The following is a 16,802-nucleotide window of genomic DNA, read 5'->3' as shown; positions in this document are numbered from 1 at the left end:
GTGAACGACAAGTACGGACGCAGCCTCCTCTGGGAGTTCAACAACGAGACCCGCGTGACCGACAGCGCCGTGACCGACCTCGCGCGGTTCAAGTCCAGCGCCGTCAACTTCAAGCTGGCGCTGTGGGACCCGAGCGTCAACGGGGTCCGCTACCTCAAGAGCCTGATCTACGACCTGGCCATGCGGTTGAGCCCGGAGAACCGGGAACGCCTGGACAGGGTCCGCAACCGCGAAGTCGGCGACCCCATCACGGTGAGGTGCAACGGCCAGACGGTCTGCATGGACTACCTCCAGGCGGTCCTCGAACTCGACTTCATCGCCGGCCGCGTGCGGATGGACGGGCTGCGCGTCCTCGAAATCGGGGCCGGCTACGGCCGGACCTGCCACACCATCATGTCCAACCACGACATAGCCGACTACACCATCGTCGACCTGGACAATTCCTTGGCGCTGGCCAGAGCGTACCTGCGCAGCGTGCTCGACGACGGGCAGTACGAGAAGATCGTCTTCGTGCCGGTGGACACCGTTGAGGAGGCCCTGAGCCATACCCGGTTCGACCTGTGCCTCAACATCGACTCGTTCGCCGAGATGGACGCCTCCACGGTGCGCAACTACCTCGCGCTCGTCGACGCCCACTGCGACCACCTCTACGTCAACAACCCCGTCGGCAAATACCTGGACAAGAGCCTGGACGGGCATGCCCAGGGTGAGGACGTGGTCAAGCTCGCCCTGAGCACGGGACTGCTCCGCGACGTGATCGACATCTACGACAGCCAGGCCGTGGCGGCGCGGTCGGTCGCGTTCACCGCCGCCTACCGGCCGGGTACGGGGTGGCGCTGCCTCGCCGACGACCGTGCCGTTCCATGGAGCTACTACTGGCAGGCGCTCTACCGCAACGAGACCCTTCCCGGCCGATGAGCGCCCCCGGGGACACCCTGCCGCTGATCACCGTGCTCGGTGCCTCAGGCATGGTCGGCTCCGCGATCACCGCGGTACTGGCCCGACGCCGCGTCCGGTTGCGGGTCGTCGCGCGTCGGCCCGTCGCACCGGTCCCCACCGGACCGGCCGAGATCGAGACACGCACCGCGGACCTTTCCGCACCCGGTGCCCTCGCCGACGTCCTCCACGGGTCGGACGTGGTGATCCACCTCGTCGCCCACGACGGCGGCTGGCGTGCCCTCGACACCGACGCCGAGAGCGAGCGGATCAACGTCGGCGTCCTGCGGGAGACCCTCGACTTCTGGCGCGGTGCCGACGGTGCGCGACCGGTCGTGGTCTTCGCCGGCTCCACCTCCCAGGTCGGCCCGGTGGCCAAGGAGCGCATCGACGGAACCGAGCCGGACCACCCGGAGACCAGGTACGACCGTCAGAAACAGCAGGCGGAACGCCTCCTCAAAGCGGCTACGGCAGACGGTCGCGTCCGGGGCGTCTCCCTGCGCCTGCCCACCGTCTTCGGGCCGGCCCCGATCCCTCCGGGGGACAAGGGCGTGCTGGCCACCATGGCCCGACGCGCACTGACGGGAGAGCCGCTCACCCTGTGGCACGGCAGCGAGGTGCGGCGCGACTTCCTTTTCGTGGACGACGTCGCGGACGCCTTCGCCGCAGCCGTCGAGCACGCGGACGCGCTGGCCGGCGGGCACTGGCTGCTCGGTACGGGGCGCGGGGTCCCGCTTCGCGGCGCCTTCGAGACCGTTGCAAAGATCGTGGGGGAGTGCACGGGGTCGCCACCGGTGCCCGTGACCGACGTCCCCCCGCCGGCCCACGTCGTCCCTGGGGACAACCGCAGCGCGGCAGCGGACCCTTCGCGGTTTCGTTCCCTGACGGGGTGGTCCCCCCGTGTCTCCCTGCGCGACGGTCTTGAACGCACCGTCGCCTCCCTCGTGAGGACCGCCCCCCGGGTGTGACCCCTCGGGACGTGCCCCGACACCCGGCGCGAAGAAAACGCCGGCGGTGTTCGCCGGGATGTAGAGACCCCCGTTCCGGTTCCGACGTATCTGTAGGGGGCCCGTTACGGGGCCGCCATACGACGAGACAAGGAACCGCATGGACAAGCACGCCGCGACCGAACCGCCCCCCAGGGCCGGCCGCAAAGAGTGGATCGGGTTGGCGGTGCTGGCCCTGCCCACGCTGCTGCTCGCCCTGGACCTCAGCGTGATCTACCTGGCGTTGCCGCACTTGAGCGCGGACATCGGTGCCAGCAGCCTCCAACAGTTGTGGATCAGCGATATCTACGGCTTCATGATGGCCGGCTTCCTGGTCACGATGGGCACCCTGGGAGACCGGATCGGACGGCGCAGGCTGGTGCTGATCGGCGGGGCCGCGTTCGGCGCGGTCTCGGTCCTGGCCGCCTATTCGGTCAACGCCGAGATGCTGATCGTGTCCAGGGCGCTGATGGGGGTGGCCGGAGCCACCCTGATGCCCTCGACGCTCGCCCTGATCAGCAACATGTTCCGCGACTCCAAGCAGCGGACCGTGGCCATCTCCGTGTGGATGAGCTGTTTCATGGGGGGCGCCGCGATCGGCCCGGTCATCGGAGGGGCACTCCTCGAAGCCTTCTGGTGGGGATCGGTCTTCCTGCTCGGTGTGCCCGTCATGGCGCTGCTCCTGGTGGCCGCCCCGATCCTGCTGCCCGAGTACCGCGACAAGGACGCCGGGTCCCTGGACCTGATCAGTGTCGTGCTCTCACTGGGCACCGTCCTGCTGTTGATCTATGCGATGAAGGAGACCGCTCAGAGCGGACCGTCACCGGTGTCCCTTGCCGCGGCCCTCGTGGGTCTGCTCGTCGGTGTGCTGTTCGTGCGGCGGCAGCGCAGGCTGACCAGTCCGCTGATCGACCTGCGCCTTTTCGCCAGCCTCGCGTTCAGCGCCGCCCTCGTGATCCTGATGATCAGCGTGGCGACGCAGGGCGGCAACATGCTCCTGGTGACGCAGTACCTGCAGATGGTGGAGGGACTGTCCCCGTTGTGGGCGGGGATGTGGCTGGTCCCGTCGTCCCTCGCCATGGTCGCCGGCTCGCTGCTGGCACCGGCGTTCGCGCAGCGGATCCCCAGGGCTTTCGTCATCGCGGGCGGAATGGCGTTGGCCACGGTCGGCTACGTGCTGCTCGCCCTGGTGCCCAGCACCGGCGGCCTCCCCCTGCTGATCACCGGCGCCTCCCTCGTCTTCTTCGGCATCGGGCTGGTCGGTGCGCTGATCACCGACCTGGTCGTCGGTGCGGCTCCGCCCGCGAAGGCGGGAGCGGCGGCGTCCCTGTCCCAGACCAGCGGGGACTTCGGGATCGCCCTGGGGGTGGCGGTGTTCGGCAGCGTCGGCGCGGCCGTCTACCGGAGCCAAATGGTGGAGGGGGTGCCGGCGGGGGTCTCCGCCGGTGACGCCGACGCCGCACGCGAGAGCATCGCCGGTGCCGTGGCCACGGCCGGCGAGCTGTCCGGGCCGCTCGGCGGCCAGTTGTCCGACGCCGCGCGGGAAGCCTTCACGAGCGGCCTCAACACCTCCGCTGCCGTGAGCGGGGTCCTGGCCGTCGTGCTCGCCGTTCTCGCACTCGTGGCGCTGCGCAAGGTCACCCCGCCGGGCGCCCCCGCGCCGCAGCCGGCCGGGGAGGACCGCCATGACGACACGCACCGGCTCGAACAGGACGTCGACTCCACGACGCCGCAGCCGTGACCAACCAAGGGAGAGGGGACAGCACGATGACCGCACGTCCGAAGGTCGTTTCGCGGGAGGAGTGGCTCAGCAGCCGAAAGGAGCTGCTCGCAGCCGAGAAGGAACTCACCGAGGCCAGGGACGCCCTGAGCGCCCGCCGCCGAGAACTGCCGATGGTCAGGATCGACAAGGACTACGTCTTCGAGGGGCCGAACGGGGCGGCGGGACTCCTCGACCTCTTCGAGGGGCGGCGACAGTTGATCGTCCACCACCTGATGTGGATCCCGGACCGGGACGGTGCCTGCCCCAGCTGCACCTTCCACGTCAACGACCTGGGTGATGCCTCCCACCTGTGGGAGCGCGACACCACCCTGGCCCTGGTCTCCCGGGGCCCCTACGACCGCGTCGACTCCTACCGGCGCCGCATGGGGTGGGAGCTGCCGTACTACTCCTCCCTCGGAAGCGATTTCAACTACGACTTCCACGTGACGCTCGACGAATCCGTCGCGCCCCTGCTCATCAACTTCCGGACCAGGGCCGAGCACGAGAAGGCGGTCGGCGCGTGGGACGTCTGGGGCGACGAACTCCCGGGCGTCAGCGTCTTCCTCCGGGAGGACGACACCGTCTTCCACACCTATTCGACGTATTCACGGGGACTGGACAACCTGTTGTTCACCCTCAACTACCTCGACCTCACTCCGCTGGGCCGACAGACCTGATAAAGCGTCGCGCCCACCGCTACCCGGTAGCGGTGGGCGCGACGGTTCGCGGGGGCCGGTTTCAGTAGGTGACCACGGCGCGAAAACGCACCTCGCCCTTTGCGACCCTCTCCACGGCGTCGGCCACCTGGTCCATGGCGAAGACCTCCACCACGGGGGTGACCTTGCCGGACTCCACGAAGTCGAGGGCTTCGACGAGATGGTCGAGGCCCTCGTGCGTGGCACCGAGCACGCGTTGCCCCTGGGCGAAGAACGGCACATCCGGGGGGATGGTGAACGCCTCCGAAGGGTCGAGACCGGCGAGCACCATGCGGCCGTTCACCCGCAACCCCCGCATGGCGTCGGCCGCGGCCCGGTGCGACTTGCCGGTCGCGAGGATGACGTCCGCGCCACCGGCCGCACGGAGCTCCTCGCCGTTGCCCACCACCATGGAGGCGCCGAGCTGGCGCGCCAGGTCGTGCTTGTCCGGTGAGCCGGTGACGGCGATGGTCTCGAAGCCGCACGCGTCGGAGAACTGCACGGCCAGGTGTCCGAGGCCACCGATCCCCAGGACGGCGACCCGGTCGCTCGGCGTGGGCGCCCCCACCCGAAGCGCACTCCACGCGGTGTACCCCGCGCACATCATGGGGGCCGCGAGTTCGTAGGGGACCCCGTCGGGGATGCGGACGGTCGCCTCGGCCGGGACCGTCATGTATTCGGCGTGTCCGCCGGGGACGGTGATCCCGGTCAGCACCGGTGCGGCGCAGTTCATCGCGGCCTGCCCGCCAACCGGAAGACGACGCAGACAGTAGTCGCACCGTTCGCAGGTGCCCTGCACCCACGTCGTGCCGACGCGGTCACCGATCGAACGGGAGTCGACCCCCGCGCCCAGTGCGACGACCTCCCCCACCGGTTCGTGCCCGGTGATCGACGGTGTGGCACTGGGAAAGTCGAAGACACCGCGGGTCAACCAGACGTCGTTGGCGCACACCCCGCAGGCGCGCACCCTGATCAGCACCTCCCCAGGGCCCGGGGAGGGGGTGGGCACCTCGCTGATGCCCCAGGGGGCGTTGACACCGGGGACGACTGCTGCCTTCATGACTGTCCACCTTTCGCGCGTTGGGTGAGGTGCGGGGCCGTGTCCCGCACGGGGCGGCGGCGCCTCAGGACCCGACCGCGCCCGCCGGGGTGAGCCGCACCGGCAGGGAGTCGACCCCGTTCATGATGAACGTTCCCTGCGGTTCGATCTCTTCGGCGGGGACGGCCAGCGTTATCTCGGGGAAGCGTTCGAACAGGGCCGAGAGCGCGGTCTCGGCCTCCAACCAGGCCAAAGACATACCGATGCAGTGATGGGGCCCGTGCCCGAAGGAGAGGTGTCGCTTGTCGGTGCGGGTCGCGTCGAAACTGTCGGCGGTGTCGCCGTGCAGTTCGGGGTCGCGGCCCGCGGCGGCGAAGCCGATGAGGACGGGTTCGCCCTTGGGGATCGTCACCCCCTCGATCTCGACGTCCTCCACGGCGAAGCGGAACGGCAGGTGGGCCACCGGTGCCTCGACGCGCAGCGTCTCCTCGATCACCTCGCGCCAGGTGAGGCGTCCGTCCTTGACCATTGCGCGCTGGTCGGGGCGGGTCAGCAGGGCGAGGACGGCGTTGGCCACCAGGTTCATGACCGGTTCGGTGCCCGTCGCCAGCAACAGGTGCAGCGTTCCGACCATCTCGGAGTCGTTCAGGCGGGAACCGCCCTCCTGGGCCTCGATGAGGTCGCTGGTCAGGTCGTCACCGGGGGACAGTCGCTTGGCCTCGACGAACTCGTGCATCTCCTGATGCCACTGCTCGACGTTGGCGGCGGCCTCCTCCGGGGTGAGGGTGGTGTCGATGTTCGCCTCGCCACCGCGCAGCACGGTGGCCCGCGACTCGGCCGGCACCCCGAACAGGTCGCAGATGACCTGGGCGGGAAGGGGACGGGCGAACGCCGATTTGATGTCCACGACCTGGCCCGGCGCGATCTCCGCCAACCCGTCCAGCAGTTCGGCCGTCGCCTTCTCCACATCGGACCTGATGGTCTCGACGCGGCGCGGGGTGAAGGCCTTGGAGGTCAGTCCGCGCAACCGCGTGTGGTCCTCCCCGTAGGCGGTCGTCAGATTGTCCATCAGGACCCAGCCGATCAGCGGGAACTCCTCGCCGATCTCGCCGTTGGTGAAAGCCGTCCAGTGCTTGCGCGGGTCTTTGGACAACCGTCTGTCGCCCAGAGCCTGGCGGACGGCCCGGTGGCCGGTCACCGACCAGGCCCGTACCCCGCCGGGAAGTTCCACGGCGGCCACCGGCCCCTGGGCGCGGATTCGCGCCCCCTCGGCGTGGATGTCCCTTCCGGTGCGATCGATGGCGATCGGGCAGCGCGTCGTCAAAACAACCTCCGAATGGTGGCGGCCGGTACCGGCCTCCGGTTTGCTCCTGCGAAACACCCGGATTTCCCCGGAGGGTCGAAAAGTCCTCGAAGAACGGATTCGACAGGAGGGACGTGGAAAGAAGGCGCTGTTTTCGCCGATCGTACCCCCCGAACGACGGGGTTCCCTTCTTCGCGATTGCCTCATTCTTTTCTTCCGTCAGCGCCCCGTTTAAGTCCGCCGGATGCGATTTCGCAATTAGGAAGATGAGTTGCCTCGGGAAGCCGTGTCAGGGTCATGTGATGGGGCCGGGGAGCTTCCCGAGGCTCGTTTCCCAGGAGGATTACATGGAGAGCACCGAAGCGCCGTCGCGGGGCGAACTCCTCCGCCGCGCCACAGAACTGGTGCCGTTGCTGAGCAAGCACGCGAATTGGTCGGAGGACAACAGGCGCCTTTCCGAGGAGGTCATCAACGCGCTCACCGAGCAGGGACTGCTGAAGATGCGCGTGCCCAAGCGTTACGGGGGGTACGAGTCCGATGCCGGCACGGTCGTCGAAGTCCTCGCGGAACTCGCGAGAGGAGACGGCTCGACCTCGTGGACAGCCGGGGTCTGGGCAATCAGTACCTGGGCGATCGCCATGTTCCCCGACGAGGTGCAGGACGAGGTCTTCTCGACCCCGGACGTGCGCATCTGCGGGATCCTCAGTCCCAGCGCCGTCGCGGTCCCCACCGACGGGGGCGTCGTACTCAACGGCAAGTGGTCCTTCAACACCGGCGCCCAACAGAGCCACTGGAACACCAACGCCGCCGTCCGTGCCACCCCCGACGGCGGATACGAACCCGTCATGGTCGCGCTTCCCGTCAGCGACCTGGAGATCGTCGACGACTGGTACACCTCCGGTCTGCGGGGTTCGGGAAGCGTGACCACGATCGCCAAGGACGTCTTCGTCCCCGAACAGCGCGTCCTGTCGATGGGACCGGTGCTCCAGGGGCAGAGCCTCTCCCCGGCCAACGCCGAATCCCAGGTCTTCTCCTCGCCGTTCCTGCCGATCGCGTGCACGACGGTCGGCGCCACCGTGCTGGGGCTGGCCAAAGCGGCGAAGGACGCCTTCTTCGAACGGCTCCCGGAGCGCAAGATCACCTACACCTCCTACGAGAAGCAGAGCGAGGCGCCCATCACGCACCTGCAGGTCGCCGAAGCCACCGTCAAGATCGACGAGGCGGAGTTCCACGCGCGCCGGGCGGCGTCGCTCGTGGACGCCAAAACCGGGGCGGGGGAGGAGTGGACGATCGAGGAGCGGGCCCGGATCCGGCTCGACCTGGGCGCGGCCTGCCAGCGCGCGAAGGAGGCCGTCGACATCCTCAACACCGCCAGCGGGGGCTCCTCGATCTACAGCTCGGTTCCCATCCAGCGCATCGAGCGTGACGTGCAGACCCTGAACCTGCACGCCATCATGCACCCCAACACCAACATGGAGCTCTACGGCCGTGTGCTCTGCGGCCTGGAGCCCAACACCCTCTACATCTGAGGCAGGGACCGGCCGCCCGCTGACCGGGAGAAGCCATCGGGCGGCCGGACACCCTTTCAGCGGGTTTGTCGGACCTGTTCGTCCTGCAATTTTTATCGCGGTGCAATTGTGCGGCTCCCTGCCATTGGTGTCGTTCTTCCTTCATCGGCCTCCTGGCTGATCCAGTCGATCGATCGAGATCAGGCCGGGGTCATCGCCGACGCAAGCCGAAAAGATTCCCCCTCTTCGTCAAGAGTGCCTCCCGTGGGCTGCCCAAAAAGCGATCCTCGCCATTTTCGGGGAGACGGGTTCTGCGGGGCGATCGTCGACCACTACACGCGACTACGTTCTAGGAATAATGATGCGGCTATTGTTCCGAGGTGCCACGGTCATCGTGGCGCTCGCCGTCATAACCACGATGGGGCTGATGACCATCCGGCCGTCACTCAGTGAGGCCGAGCAGACGACGCGCGCCGCCCCTTACGGTTTCGACGTCCTCGACCTCAACTCCGAGCCGCCCGGGGCTCGCTCGGAGCGCGAGGTCGCCCCGGCCCTGGAGCACTTCCGCGGCTGGATCTCGGCAGTGGGCGCCGGAGTCGCCCTGACCGACCTGCGCGACATGGGCCGCCCCACCGACGCTTGCCTCATCGACCCGCGCGACGACAGTGTCACCCTGCGCTCGGTCCCCGGCAGCGGCGCCCCCGACTACCCGGTGGTCGAACTCCTGCCCGAAGGGCTGCCCTACGACCACACCATGGCGCCCATGGGGTGTGTGCCCGCCGACTACGACGAGGACGGCGACACCGACCTCCTCGTCTACTACTGGGGCCGCTCACCGGTGCTGTTCATGAACACCGAGGGTCCCGGCGCGACCCCCGACGCCGCGAACTTCACCCCCCACGAGCTGGTCGAGCCCGTGCAGGTGTGGAACTCCACGGCCGCCAACGTCGGCGACCTCGACGGAGACGGCCACCTCGACATCCTGATCGGCAACTACTTCCCCGACGGCGCCCGCGTCCTCGACCCCGAGGCCGACGACGACACCCGCATGGAGATGCAGCAGAGCATGGGCCTGGCCCGCAACGCCGGCACCAACAAGGTCTATCTGACCGAGCCCACCGGCGAGGCCGACGAAGTCCCGGTACTGGTGGACGCCAGCGACGCACTGCCGGAGAAGGCGTCCACCGCCTGGACGCTGGCCATCGGGTTCCAGGACCTCACCGACGACGCGCTGCCCGAGATCTACCTCGGCAACGACTTCGGCAACGACAGCTTCCTGGTCAACCATTCGAGCCCCGGCCAGCTGCGCCTGAAGCTCCTCAAGGGCGAACGCGACATCACCGTGCCCAAGTCCAAGGTGGTGGGCAACGGGTCGTTCAAGGGGATGGGGGTGGCCTTCACCTACACCGACGGCGCCGAACTGCCCACCATCGTGGTCAGCAACATCACCTCCCCCTACGCCCTGCACGAAAGCAACTTCGCGTTCGTGCCCACCGGGGACGGCTCCGAGCTCCTCGACGACACCATCCCCTACCACGACGAGAGCGAGTCGTTGGGGCTGTCCCGCAGCGGCTGGTCCTGGGACGTCAAGGCCGGGGACTTCAACAACGACGGCGTCGACGAGCTCTTCCAGGCCACCGGCTTTTTGTCGGGGGACACCGACCGCTGGCCAGAGCTTCAGGAGATCGCCATGGGCAACGACGAGCTCCTGAAGTACCCGTGGGCCTGGACCAACTTCCAGACCGGCGACGACGTCTCCGGCAGCGAGACCAACCCCTTCTGGGTGCGCGGTCCCGAGGGACGCTACGCCGACCTCGCCGCCCCTCTGGGACTGGCCGAGCCCGACGTCAGCCGCGCCTACGCCTTCGGCGACGTCAACGGCGACGGACTGCTCGACGCGGTCCTGGCCAACCAGTGGCAGGACTCCCGGGTTCTCATCAACGAGGCCCCCGACGCGGCCCCCGGCATCTGTCTGCGCCTGCTGCGCCCGGCCGCGGTCGGCGACGCCCACCGTCCCGCCCTCGGGGCGCGGGTCGTCTCCGCCGGGGACGACGTACCCGTCCAGACCCGCCAGCTCTACCCCGCCAACGGCCACGTGGGGGTCTCCGACGACATCCTCTACCTAGCCGCACCCGCCACGGGCGACCTCCCGGTCACCGTCGAGTGGCTGACCGAGGGCGGTATCCGCTCGGCCGAACTCGAACTGAGCCCCGGTCCGAGCACGGTCGAACTCAACGATGACGGAACGGCGGTCCTGCGATGACGACGACTCAACCAGGCGGGATCCAGCACGCCACCGAACGTCCGGATGATCCTGCCGCCCGGCCCGCCCCTCCCGGCCAGGAGCCGCCCGCGGCCGCCGCGCCGCCCAAGGACAAGCGCATCATGGCGCTGCGCATGTTCGCGACCTCCATCACCGTCTTCACGGTGATCGGCCACCTCTTCCTCGGCTTCGAGCAGTCCCCGATCACTCCCATCGTGGCCGTGCTCGTGGGCTACGCCCTCGACCTGATCCTGGAGACCCTGGACGCCAAGGCCGCCGGCCGCACCCCCGGTTACGCGGGCGGCCGACAGCGCCTCATCGACCACCTGCTGCCCACGCACATCGCGGGCCTGGCCTGCGCGCTGCTGCTGTGGGGCAACGAGTCGCTGTGGCCCTACCTGTTCGCGGTCACCATCGCGGTCAGCAGCAAGTACCTCTTCCGGCTCACGGTGCGCGGCAAGAAACGGCACTTCCTCAACCCCTCCAACCTCGGCATCGCCGTCACGCTGGCGATGTTCCCGTGGGTGGGCATCTCCCCGCCCTACCACTTCACCAACAACTCCACCGGCACCATCGACTGGCTCATCCCGCTGGGCATCCTCATGGCCGGCACCATGCTCAACGCCCGGCTCACCGGCCGCTGGCCGCTCATCATGGCCTGGGTCACCGGGTTCGCCGCCCAGGCCGTCCTGCGCTGGCTGATCCTGGACCACGCCCTCGTCGCCGCGCTGCTGCCGATGAGCGGGGTGGCCTTCATCCTGTTCACCAACTACATGATCACCGACCCCGGCACGACCCCCTCCAAGCACCGCAACCAAATGGTCTTCGGCTTCACCACAGCCGCCGTCTACGGACTGCTCGTGTCGTTCCACGTGGTGTTCGGCCTGTTCTTCGCGCTGGTCATCACCTGCATGCTGCGCGGCCTGGTCCTGCTGGTCACCCCGTGGTTCGCCTCCCGAGGCGGGGGAGCGGACGCCCCGGCGGCACCCGCGGCGCCCGCGCCCTCCACCTCATAACCCGCCCGGCCCCCACCTCCGCAACCGACGGACCGACGAACCGAGGAGTCCAGCCCCATGGCGACACGTACTCCCTCCTCCACCCCGGGCCGCTACCGCCGCGGCCTGAACCGGATCAACTCCAGCGGCCACCGCGTTGCCCTGCAACTGTTCATGGTGATCGTGGTGGCCCACTGGGCCGAACACATCGTCCAGGCGATCCAGGTCTACGTCCTCGACTGGCCGATCCCCGAGGCCCGCGGTGTCCTCGGCATCCCCTTCCCGTGGCTGGTCACCTCCGAGTGGATGCACTACGGCTACGCGCTCATCATGCTCATCGGGTTGTTCATGCTGCTTCCCGGGTTCACCGGCCGTTCGCGGACCTGGTGGAAGATCTCCACCGGAATCCAGGTGTGGCACCACTTCGAGCACCTGCTCCTGCTTTTGCAGGCGCTGGTCGGCCGCAACCTCGGCGGCGGCGACGCCCCCATGAGCATCCTCCAGATGGTCATCCCGCGGGTGGAACTCCACCTCTTCTACAACGCGATCGTGTTCGCCCCGATGGTCGTGGCCATGTACTTGCACACCCGTCCCAACAAGGCCGAACGGGAGTCGGCCACCTGCGGGTGCGGCGACCGCTCCGAGGCGCTGACACGATGACCGGGCAGCGCGCGGGCGCCGGCAGCCGACGGAGAGGCCCTTCCCCGGCCTTCAACCTCGCCCTGTTGACGCTCGCGCTGCTCCTGGTGTACCTGGCCGTCTCCAACCTCGACCGCGGAATCCGTGCCGCCACCGCCGACGGGGCGCCCGGCACCTTCACCGCCGCCAGCCTCGCCTGCATCCAGCACCCCGGACACGAGTCCTGCACCTGCTACGGCACCTACACCGCGGACGACGGCGCCGCCCCGCGCGACGACGTCTACCTCTACGGCGCCGACCGCGCCACCTGCGTGATCGACCAGGACACCCGGGCCGTGGACATCGGCGCACCCAACCGCGTCTACGGCCCGGAGGGCTCCCGCGAGTGGATGTTCACCGCCGGGCTGCTCCTCGCGGGGCTCGCCCTGGCGACCGCGTCCACGACCAACCTGGTGCGGGCCCGGCTGCTCCGGGGTGGCGGCCGACCCCCCGAGAACGACACCGTCCACCACTACGGCCCCGGGAAGGAGGGACCCACAGCCGAGGAAGGACGGTGATCCTCGTGCCCGGAGCACTCCACGTCGCCCCCCACGACCGCGACGCCTGACCCGCGGGCAGCCGTGGTGCGGATCGAGCAGACACGATCCGCACCACGGCTGCCCGGAGTGCGCACTGCCGCCCGACCTTCTCGGACCGTTCCGATTCCGTGCAAGGCGCCCGGGGCATCGCCAGGAGAGCAGCCGGGGACCGACTCTCCGGCGTCGAGACTCCTCGCCCCGGCCGGGCCGGAGCCGTTCACTTCTCGACGACCAGACCCTTGAGCGGGTCCAGCAGCCACGACCGGCCGCCCAACTCGGCGGGCTCGACGCTGCCGTCGGGGTTCACCCGGTGTGGCAACAGCACCAGGTCGCGCAGGTGGAAGGACTCCGCCCACGCGTCCGGGGGACGGTTGCCCTCGGGCAGGGCCTGCCCGTACCAGGAGTCCGCGCGCACCGGAATGGTCTGCGCCATCACCGCGCGCAGTTGCTTCCTGGAGAACGAGCCGTCCTTCTCCTCCCCGACCTCCGGCAGCGGCTGCGCGCCGCACCCGCGATCGAGCCAGCGTCCGCCCCGCGTGTCCACGTAACAGCACAGCACCCGGACCGAACCCGCGCCGAAGCGCGTGGCCAGCAGGTGCTCGCTGAGGTCGATCTCGAACTTCGTCATACCGATGAGGTCGCGGCCCATGTCCCTCGGCTCGGGCACCACGACGTTCTTGGCCAGGGTGCGCAGCGCCATCTCCGCGCCCAGCCGCGCGACGTCGTCGGCCGCCACGTCGGCCTCCACGTCCGCGGCCAGCGTCTCGTCGTCGTAGACGTCGTCCACCAGCGCCTGCACGTCCTCGGGGATGCGCACGGGATCGGTGCCGCGGCGCCGCAGCATCGCGCGGGTGCGTTTCAGCAGCGACACCGGGTAGACCGCGCGCCACCCCATGGGGAAGGCGCCGTCTTCGGCGTCCTCCCGCCCGGCGGCCGAGGCTTTCTCGGGCACCAGCACCACCATCCGCGGCCGGTCCGCCCACGCAGGGCGGGTGACGGTCCCCAGGTGCTGGTGGCGCCAGCACCGCCCGGCCCGCTGCAACAGCAGGGAGATCGGGGCGATGTCGGTGATGAGCAGGTCCAGATCGAGGTCCAGTGACTGCTCGACGACCTGGGTGGCGACCAGGACGTAGCCGCGCGGCTGGCCGGGCAGCCCCGGACGCAGGCCCTTGGCCGGACCGTTCTTGCCGAACCGGCCGGTGATCTCCTCGGTGATGGCGGTGCGCTGCTGGTTGGGGAAGCGCGCGTGCAGCAGCCGCAGCTCGGGTGCCCGCGCGCCCAGTCCGGCGAACCATTCGGCGAGCGCGTCGACGGTGGCCTGGGAGTCGGCCACCGTCGTGCACACGACGGCAGCACAGCCGCCCTGCTCCACCAGACCCGCCAACCGCGCCTTCAGGACGCCGATGCGGTCCGCGCGCCCGTTGCGCACGGGGACGCCCGCGAGCTCCACGGTCAGCGGTTCGCGTTCGGTGGCGGGAATGGGCCCCGGCTCCAGTTCCCCGCTGGTGGTGACCACGCGCGACGGTGCGGCGTGCAGCCACCCGGGATAGGACAGCGCCGTCACCGGCGCAGGGTCGCTCCTGCGCCACTTCTTGCCGGGGCACCCCGACAGGTACGCCTTGACCAGGGAGTTGGCCGTGCGGTGGTGCAGCGTCGCCGACAGCAGCACCACGGGGACCCCCAACCGGCCCAGCCAGTGCAGCAACCGCTCCAGCAGCACCTGCATGTAGGGGTCGACGGCGTGCGCCTCGTCGACGATCACCACCTTCTGCGCCAGGCCGAACAGGCGCAGCATGGTGTGTTTGGCGCGCAGGGCCGCCATCAGGGCCTGGTCGACGGTGCCCACCGACCACGACGCGAGGAGGCCGCGTTTGGGGCCCAACAGCCAGTCGGTGGCCGCGAACCGGTCGGCGCTTCCCGGCCCGGACGAGGAGAGGACCGTGGACACCTGGAGTTCGTGGTCGGGAACGTATTCGGGGTTCAGCCAGGCCATGGCGTGCAGCAGCGCGAGGGTGGAGGGTCGACCCGGTGGTGCCGGTTCGGCCCGCGCGTTCGCGTACTCCTTCAACCGGCCGTACATCTGGTCGGCGGTGGCCATCGTGGGCAGCGCGAGGTAGCGGCCCGGGCGGCCGGTGGCCGCGCCCAGCAGGTCGGCCGCGTGCAGGGCCGCCTCGGTCTTGCCCTCGCCCATGGGGGCGGTCACCAGCACCAGGCCGCCCTGCCCGCACAGGGCGGGCAGGTGCTCGGCGAGTGACCGTTGGAGGCCGTTGGGGGTGGTGATGAACGGGAAGGATTCCGCGAACGTCGCGGGCGCGACGGTGATGGGACGCAGCCCCGCCTCGTCCAGGAGCCGCGGCACCCGCTGTAGCGACGCCGCGAAGTGCGCGGCCGGCGAGGGCGGGCCGTCGGCACCGGCCGTGTCGGCGAGGCGCGCCAGGACGAAACCGCGCTGGCTCACCAGCCAGTCGGCGAGGATCACCAGGCCGCAGATGACGGTGGCTTCCGGGGCGGGCAGCGCGTCGGGCTGTCCGGGGCGGTCGAGTGCCGCGAAGACGGTCTCCAGCAGGGCCTGTCGCTGTTCCTCCCACGGGCCGGGGGCGAACCCGAGAGAGGCGAGCGGGTCGGTGGCGTGGATCGTGGGGTGTTCGGCGAACCGGCCGTGGTGGCCGCTCAACAGTTGGGCCACGAGCGGGGCGGGATCGCGGTGCCCCGTGCCGTAGCCGAGGGTTTTTAGAGCCACCGCCAGCCAGTGCCCGCTCACGGTGGCGTGGGGACGGGCCTCGCCGCCGTCCGGCTCGGGAGGGTACCCCGACAGGTCGACGCCCTTGGCCTGGCTCTGGAAGGAATGGGTCAGTTTGCCGAGGTCGTGCAGCCCGGCCCAGAAGGCGATGGTCCGTCCCGCGCGGTCCTTGTCGGGGGCCGCCGGGTCGGTCAGCGCTGCGGCGAGGTTCGCGCGCATGCCGGGGGAGAGGTACTCCCGCCACAGCACCAGGGCGGCAGCGGCGGTGTCCAGGCAGTGGTGCAGCAGCGGATAACGGGCGCCGTCGAGGCCGCGTTCCTTGCCCCAGAGAGCCAGGTCCACTGCCTGCCCGGGTTCCCCGCCGAAACAGTCGTCCGCCGCCATCCGATGGCCCCCGAATCCCCCGTACACCGACCGTGCGTCGACGCTAGGCTTTCCGGGGACAGGCCGTAGGCACTTTCCCTACGGTGGCCCGATCCGGTCATCTGCCGCGACCGGCCGGGTTCCGAAACCACAGATCTCATTACGATAACGCGCCGCAAAGTGCCAGGTCATTAACTGTGAGCCCCGCGCACGCGGGGATGGACCGGCCACGATCAGGGTGCGGCGGGTGGCCGCCGGGTGAGCCCCGCGCACGCGGGGATGGACCGGAGGCTGGCCGCCTTCTCGTGGCCTTCGACGAGTGAGCCCCGCGCACGCGGGGATGGACCGGTTTGGGCTGCGTGCCGGGTGGTGGGGTTGGTGTGAGCCCCGCGCACGCGGGGATGGACCGGAGATGACCGGGTGGGCCTATGCCCAGCTCATGTGAGCCCCGCGCACGCGGGGATGGACCGGCGTCCTCGTAGGCGGGCGACCCGGTCAGGAGGTGAGCCCCGCGCACGCGGGGATGGACCGTCGCCGGCCGTGGGCGCGACAGGACCGTCGGGGTGAGCCCCGCGCACGCGGGGATGGACCGGCGGGGGAGATGGTGCGCGACGGTGCCATCACGTGAGCCCCGCGCACGCGGGGATGGACCCGACGCCTACCTGTGGGCCAAGATGACCGGCGCGTGAGCCCCGCGCACGCGGGGATGGACCGTATTGGGCGGTCGCGGGTGTCGGGTTGACCTTGTGAGCCCCGCGCACGCGGGGATGGACCGGAACAACCGAGCCAGCACACCGACCGGTCGACGTGAGCCCCGCGCACGCGGGGATGGACCGCCGCCGCTCAGCCCCGTGTGGGTGGCGATGGCGTGAGCCCCGCGCACGCGGGGATGGACCGGAACAACCGAGCCAGCACACCGACCGGTCGACGTGAGCCCCGCGCACGCGGGGATGGACCGCCGCCGCTCAGCCCCGTGTGGGTGGCGATGGCGTGAG

The 16,802-nt window shown here is 69.8% G+C and carries 12 protein-coding genes and 1 CRISPR repeat array; of the genes, 9 read left to right on the top strand and 3 right to left on the bottom strand.

Annotated elements, in window-relative coordinates; genetic code table 11:
* From QSJ59_RS15030 to QSJ59_RS15015, 4 genes are all read left to right on the top strand, one after another.
* Window positions 1-918, top strand: a complete 918-nt coding sequence (locus QSJ59_RS15030) for a putative sugar O-methyltransferase (RefSeq protein ID WP_285760184.1) — start codon at window positions 1-3, stop codon at window positions 916-918.
* Window positions 915-1,904 carry an NAD-dependent epimerase/dehydratase family protein gene (locus QSJ59_RS15025; protein WP_285760183.1) on the top strand — a complete coding sequence of 330 codons (990 nt, stop codon included), beginning with the start codon at window positions 915-917 and terminating at the stop codon, window positions 1,902-1,904. The genes QSJ59_RS15030 and QSJ59_RS15025 overlap by 4 nt, the downstream gene beginning before the upstream one ends.
* A 139-nt stretch (window positions 1,905-2,043) precedes the next feature.
* On the top strand, window positions 2,044-3,663 hold the full coding sequence (locus QSJ59_RS15020) for an MFS transporter (RefSeq protein WP_285760182.1): 1,620 nt from the start codon (window positions 2,044-2,046) through the stop codon (window positions 3,661-3,663).
* Window positions 3,664-3,689: 26 nt separating this feature from the next.
* Window positions 3,690-4,361 carry a DUF899 domain-containing protein gene (locus QSJ59_RS15015; RefSeq protein WP_285760181.1) on the top strand — a complete coding sequence of 224 codons (672 nt, stop codon included), beginning with the start codon at window positions 3,690-3,692 and terminating at the stop codon, window positions 4,359-4,361.
* A 61-nt stretch (window positions 4,362-4,422) separates the two neighbouring features.
* Here the strand turns inward: QSJ59_RS15015 and QSJ59_RS15010 are convergent, their stop codons facing one another.
* Together QSJ59_RS15010 and QSJ59_RS15005 are read right to left on the bottom strand one after the other, a co-directional pair.
* Window positions 4,423-5,439 carry an alcohol dehydrogenase catalytic domain-containing protein gene (locus QSJ59_RS15010; protein ID WP_285760180.1) on the bottom strand — a complete coding sequence of 339 codons (1,017 nt, stop codon included), beginning with the start codon at window positions 5,437-5,439 and terminating at the stop codon, window positions 4,423-4,425.
* Window positions 5,440-5,503: 64 nt separating this feature from the next.
* Window positions 5,504-6,742, bottom strand: a complete 1,239-nt coding sequence (locus QSJ59_RS15005; protein ID WP_285760179.1) for a cytochrome P450 family protein — start codon at window positions 6,740-6,742, stop codon at window positions 5,504-5,506.
* Between the two features lie 326 nt (window positions 6,743-7,068).
* Here QSJ59_RS15005 and QSJ59_RS15000 point away from each other — a divergent pair, with 326 nt between their 5' ends.
* The 5 genes from QSJ59_RS15000 (at window position 7,069) to QSJ59_RS14980 (ending at window position 12,683) form a co-directional block, all read left to right on the top strand.
* The gene (locus tag QSJ59_RS15000) at window positions 7,069-8,250 is read left to right on the top strand and encodes an acyl-CoA dehydrogenase family protein (RefSeq protein ID WP_285760178.1); all 1,182 of its coding nucleotides are present in this window, start codon (window positions 7,069-7,071) and stop codon (window positions 8,248-8,250) included.
* Window positions 8,251-8,590: 340 nt separating this feature from the next.
* The gene (locus tag QSJ59_RS14995) at window positions 8,591-10,492 is read left to right on the top strand and encodes an FG-GAP repeat domain-containing protein (RefSeq protein WP_285760177.1); all 1,902 of its coding nucleotides are present in this window, start codon (window positions 8,591-8,593) and stop codon (window positions 10,490-10,492) included.
* On the top strand, window positions 10,489-11,508 hold the full coding sequence (locus QSJ59_RS14990) for an enediyne biosynthesis protein UnbU (RefSeq protein WP_285760176.1): 1,020 nt from the start codon (window positions 10,489-10,491) through the stop codon (window positions 11,506-11,508). The genes QSJ59_RS14995 and QSJ59_RS14990 overlap by 4 nt, the downstream gene beginning before the upstream one ends.
* A gap of 57 nt (window positions 11,509-11,565) precedes the next feature.
* On the top strand, window positions 11,566-12,147 hold the full coding sequence (locus tag QSJ59_RS14985) for a hypothetical protein (protein WP_285760175.1): 582 nt from the start codon (window positions 11,566-11,568) through the stop codon (window positions 12,145-12,147).
* Window positions 12,144-12,683 (top strand): hypothetical protein, encoded by a 540-nt coding sequence (locus QSJ59_RS14980; protein WP_285760174.1) that lies wholly within the window; start codon window positions 12,144-12,146, stop codon window positions 12,681-12,683. Before QSJ59_RS14985 ends, QSJ59_RS14980 begins: the two co-directional genes overlap by 4 nt.
* Before the next feature lie 238 nt (window positions 12,684-12,921).
* On the opposite strand, the gene cas3 is transcribed toward QSJ59_RS14980, so the two are convergent.
* Entirely contained in the window at window positions 12,922-15,828 is a 2,907-nt protein-coding gene (cas3, locus tag QSJ59_RS14975) for a CRISPR-associated helicase Cas3' (protein WP_285760173.1), read from the bottom strand.
* A gap of 176 nt (window positions 15,829-16,004) precedes the next feature.
* Window positions 16,005-16,765: a CRISPR direct-repeat array (repeat unit 29 nt; unit sequence GTGAGCCCCGCGCACGCGGGGATGGACCG).
* Between the last annotated feature and the right edge of the window lie 37 nt (window positions 16,766-16,802).

The sequence above is a fragment of the Nocardiopsis ansamitocini genome (assembly GCF_030268225.1).
Lineage (GTDB): Bacteria > Actinomycetota > Actinomycetes > Streptosporangiales > Streptosporangiaceae > Nocardiopsis_D > Nocardiopsis_D ansamitocini.
This window is presented reverse-complemented; position numbering and strand designations above follow the sequence as displayed.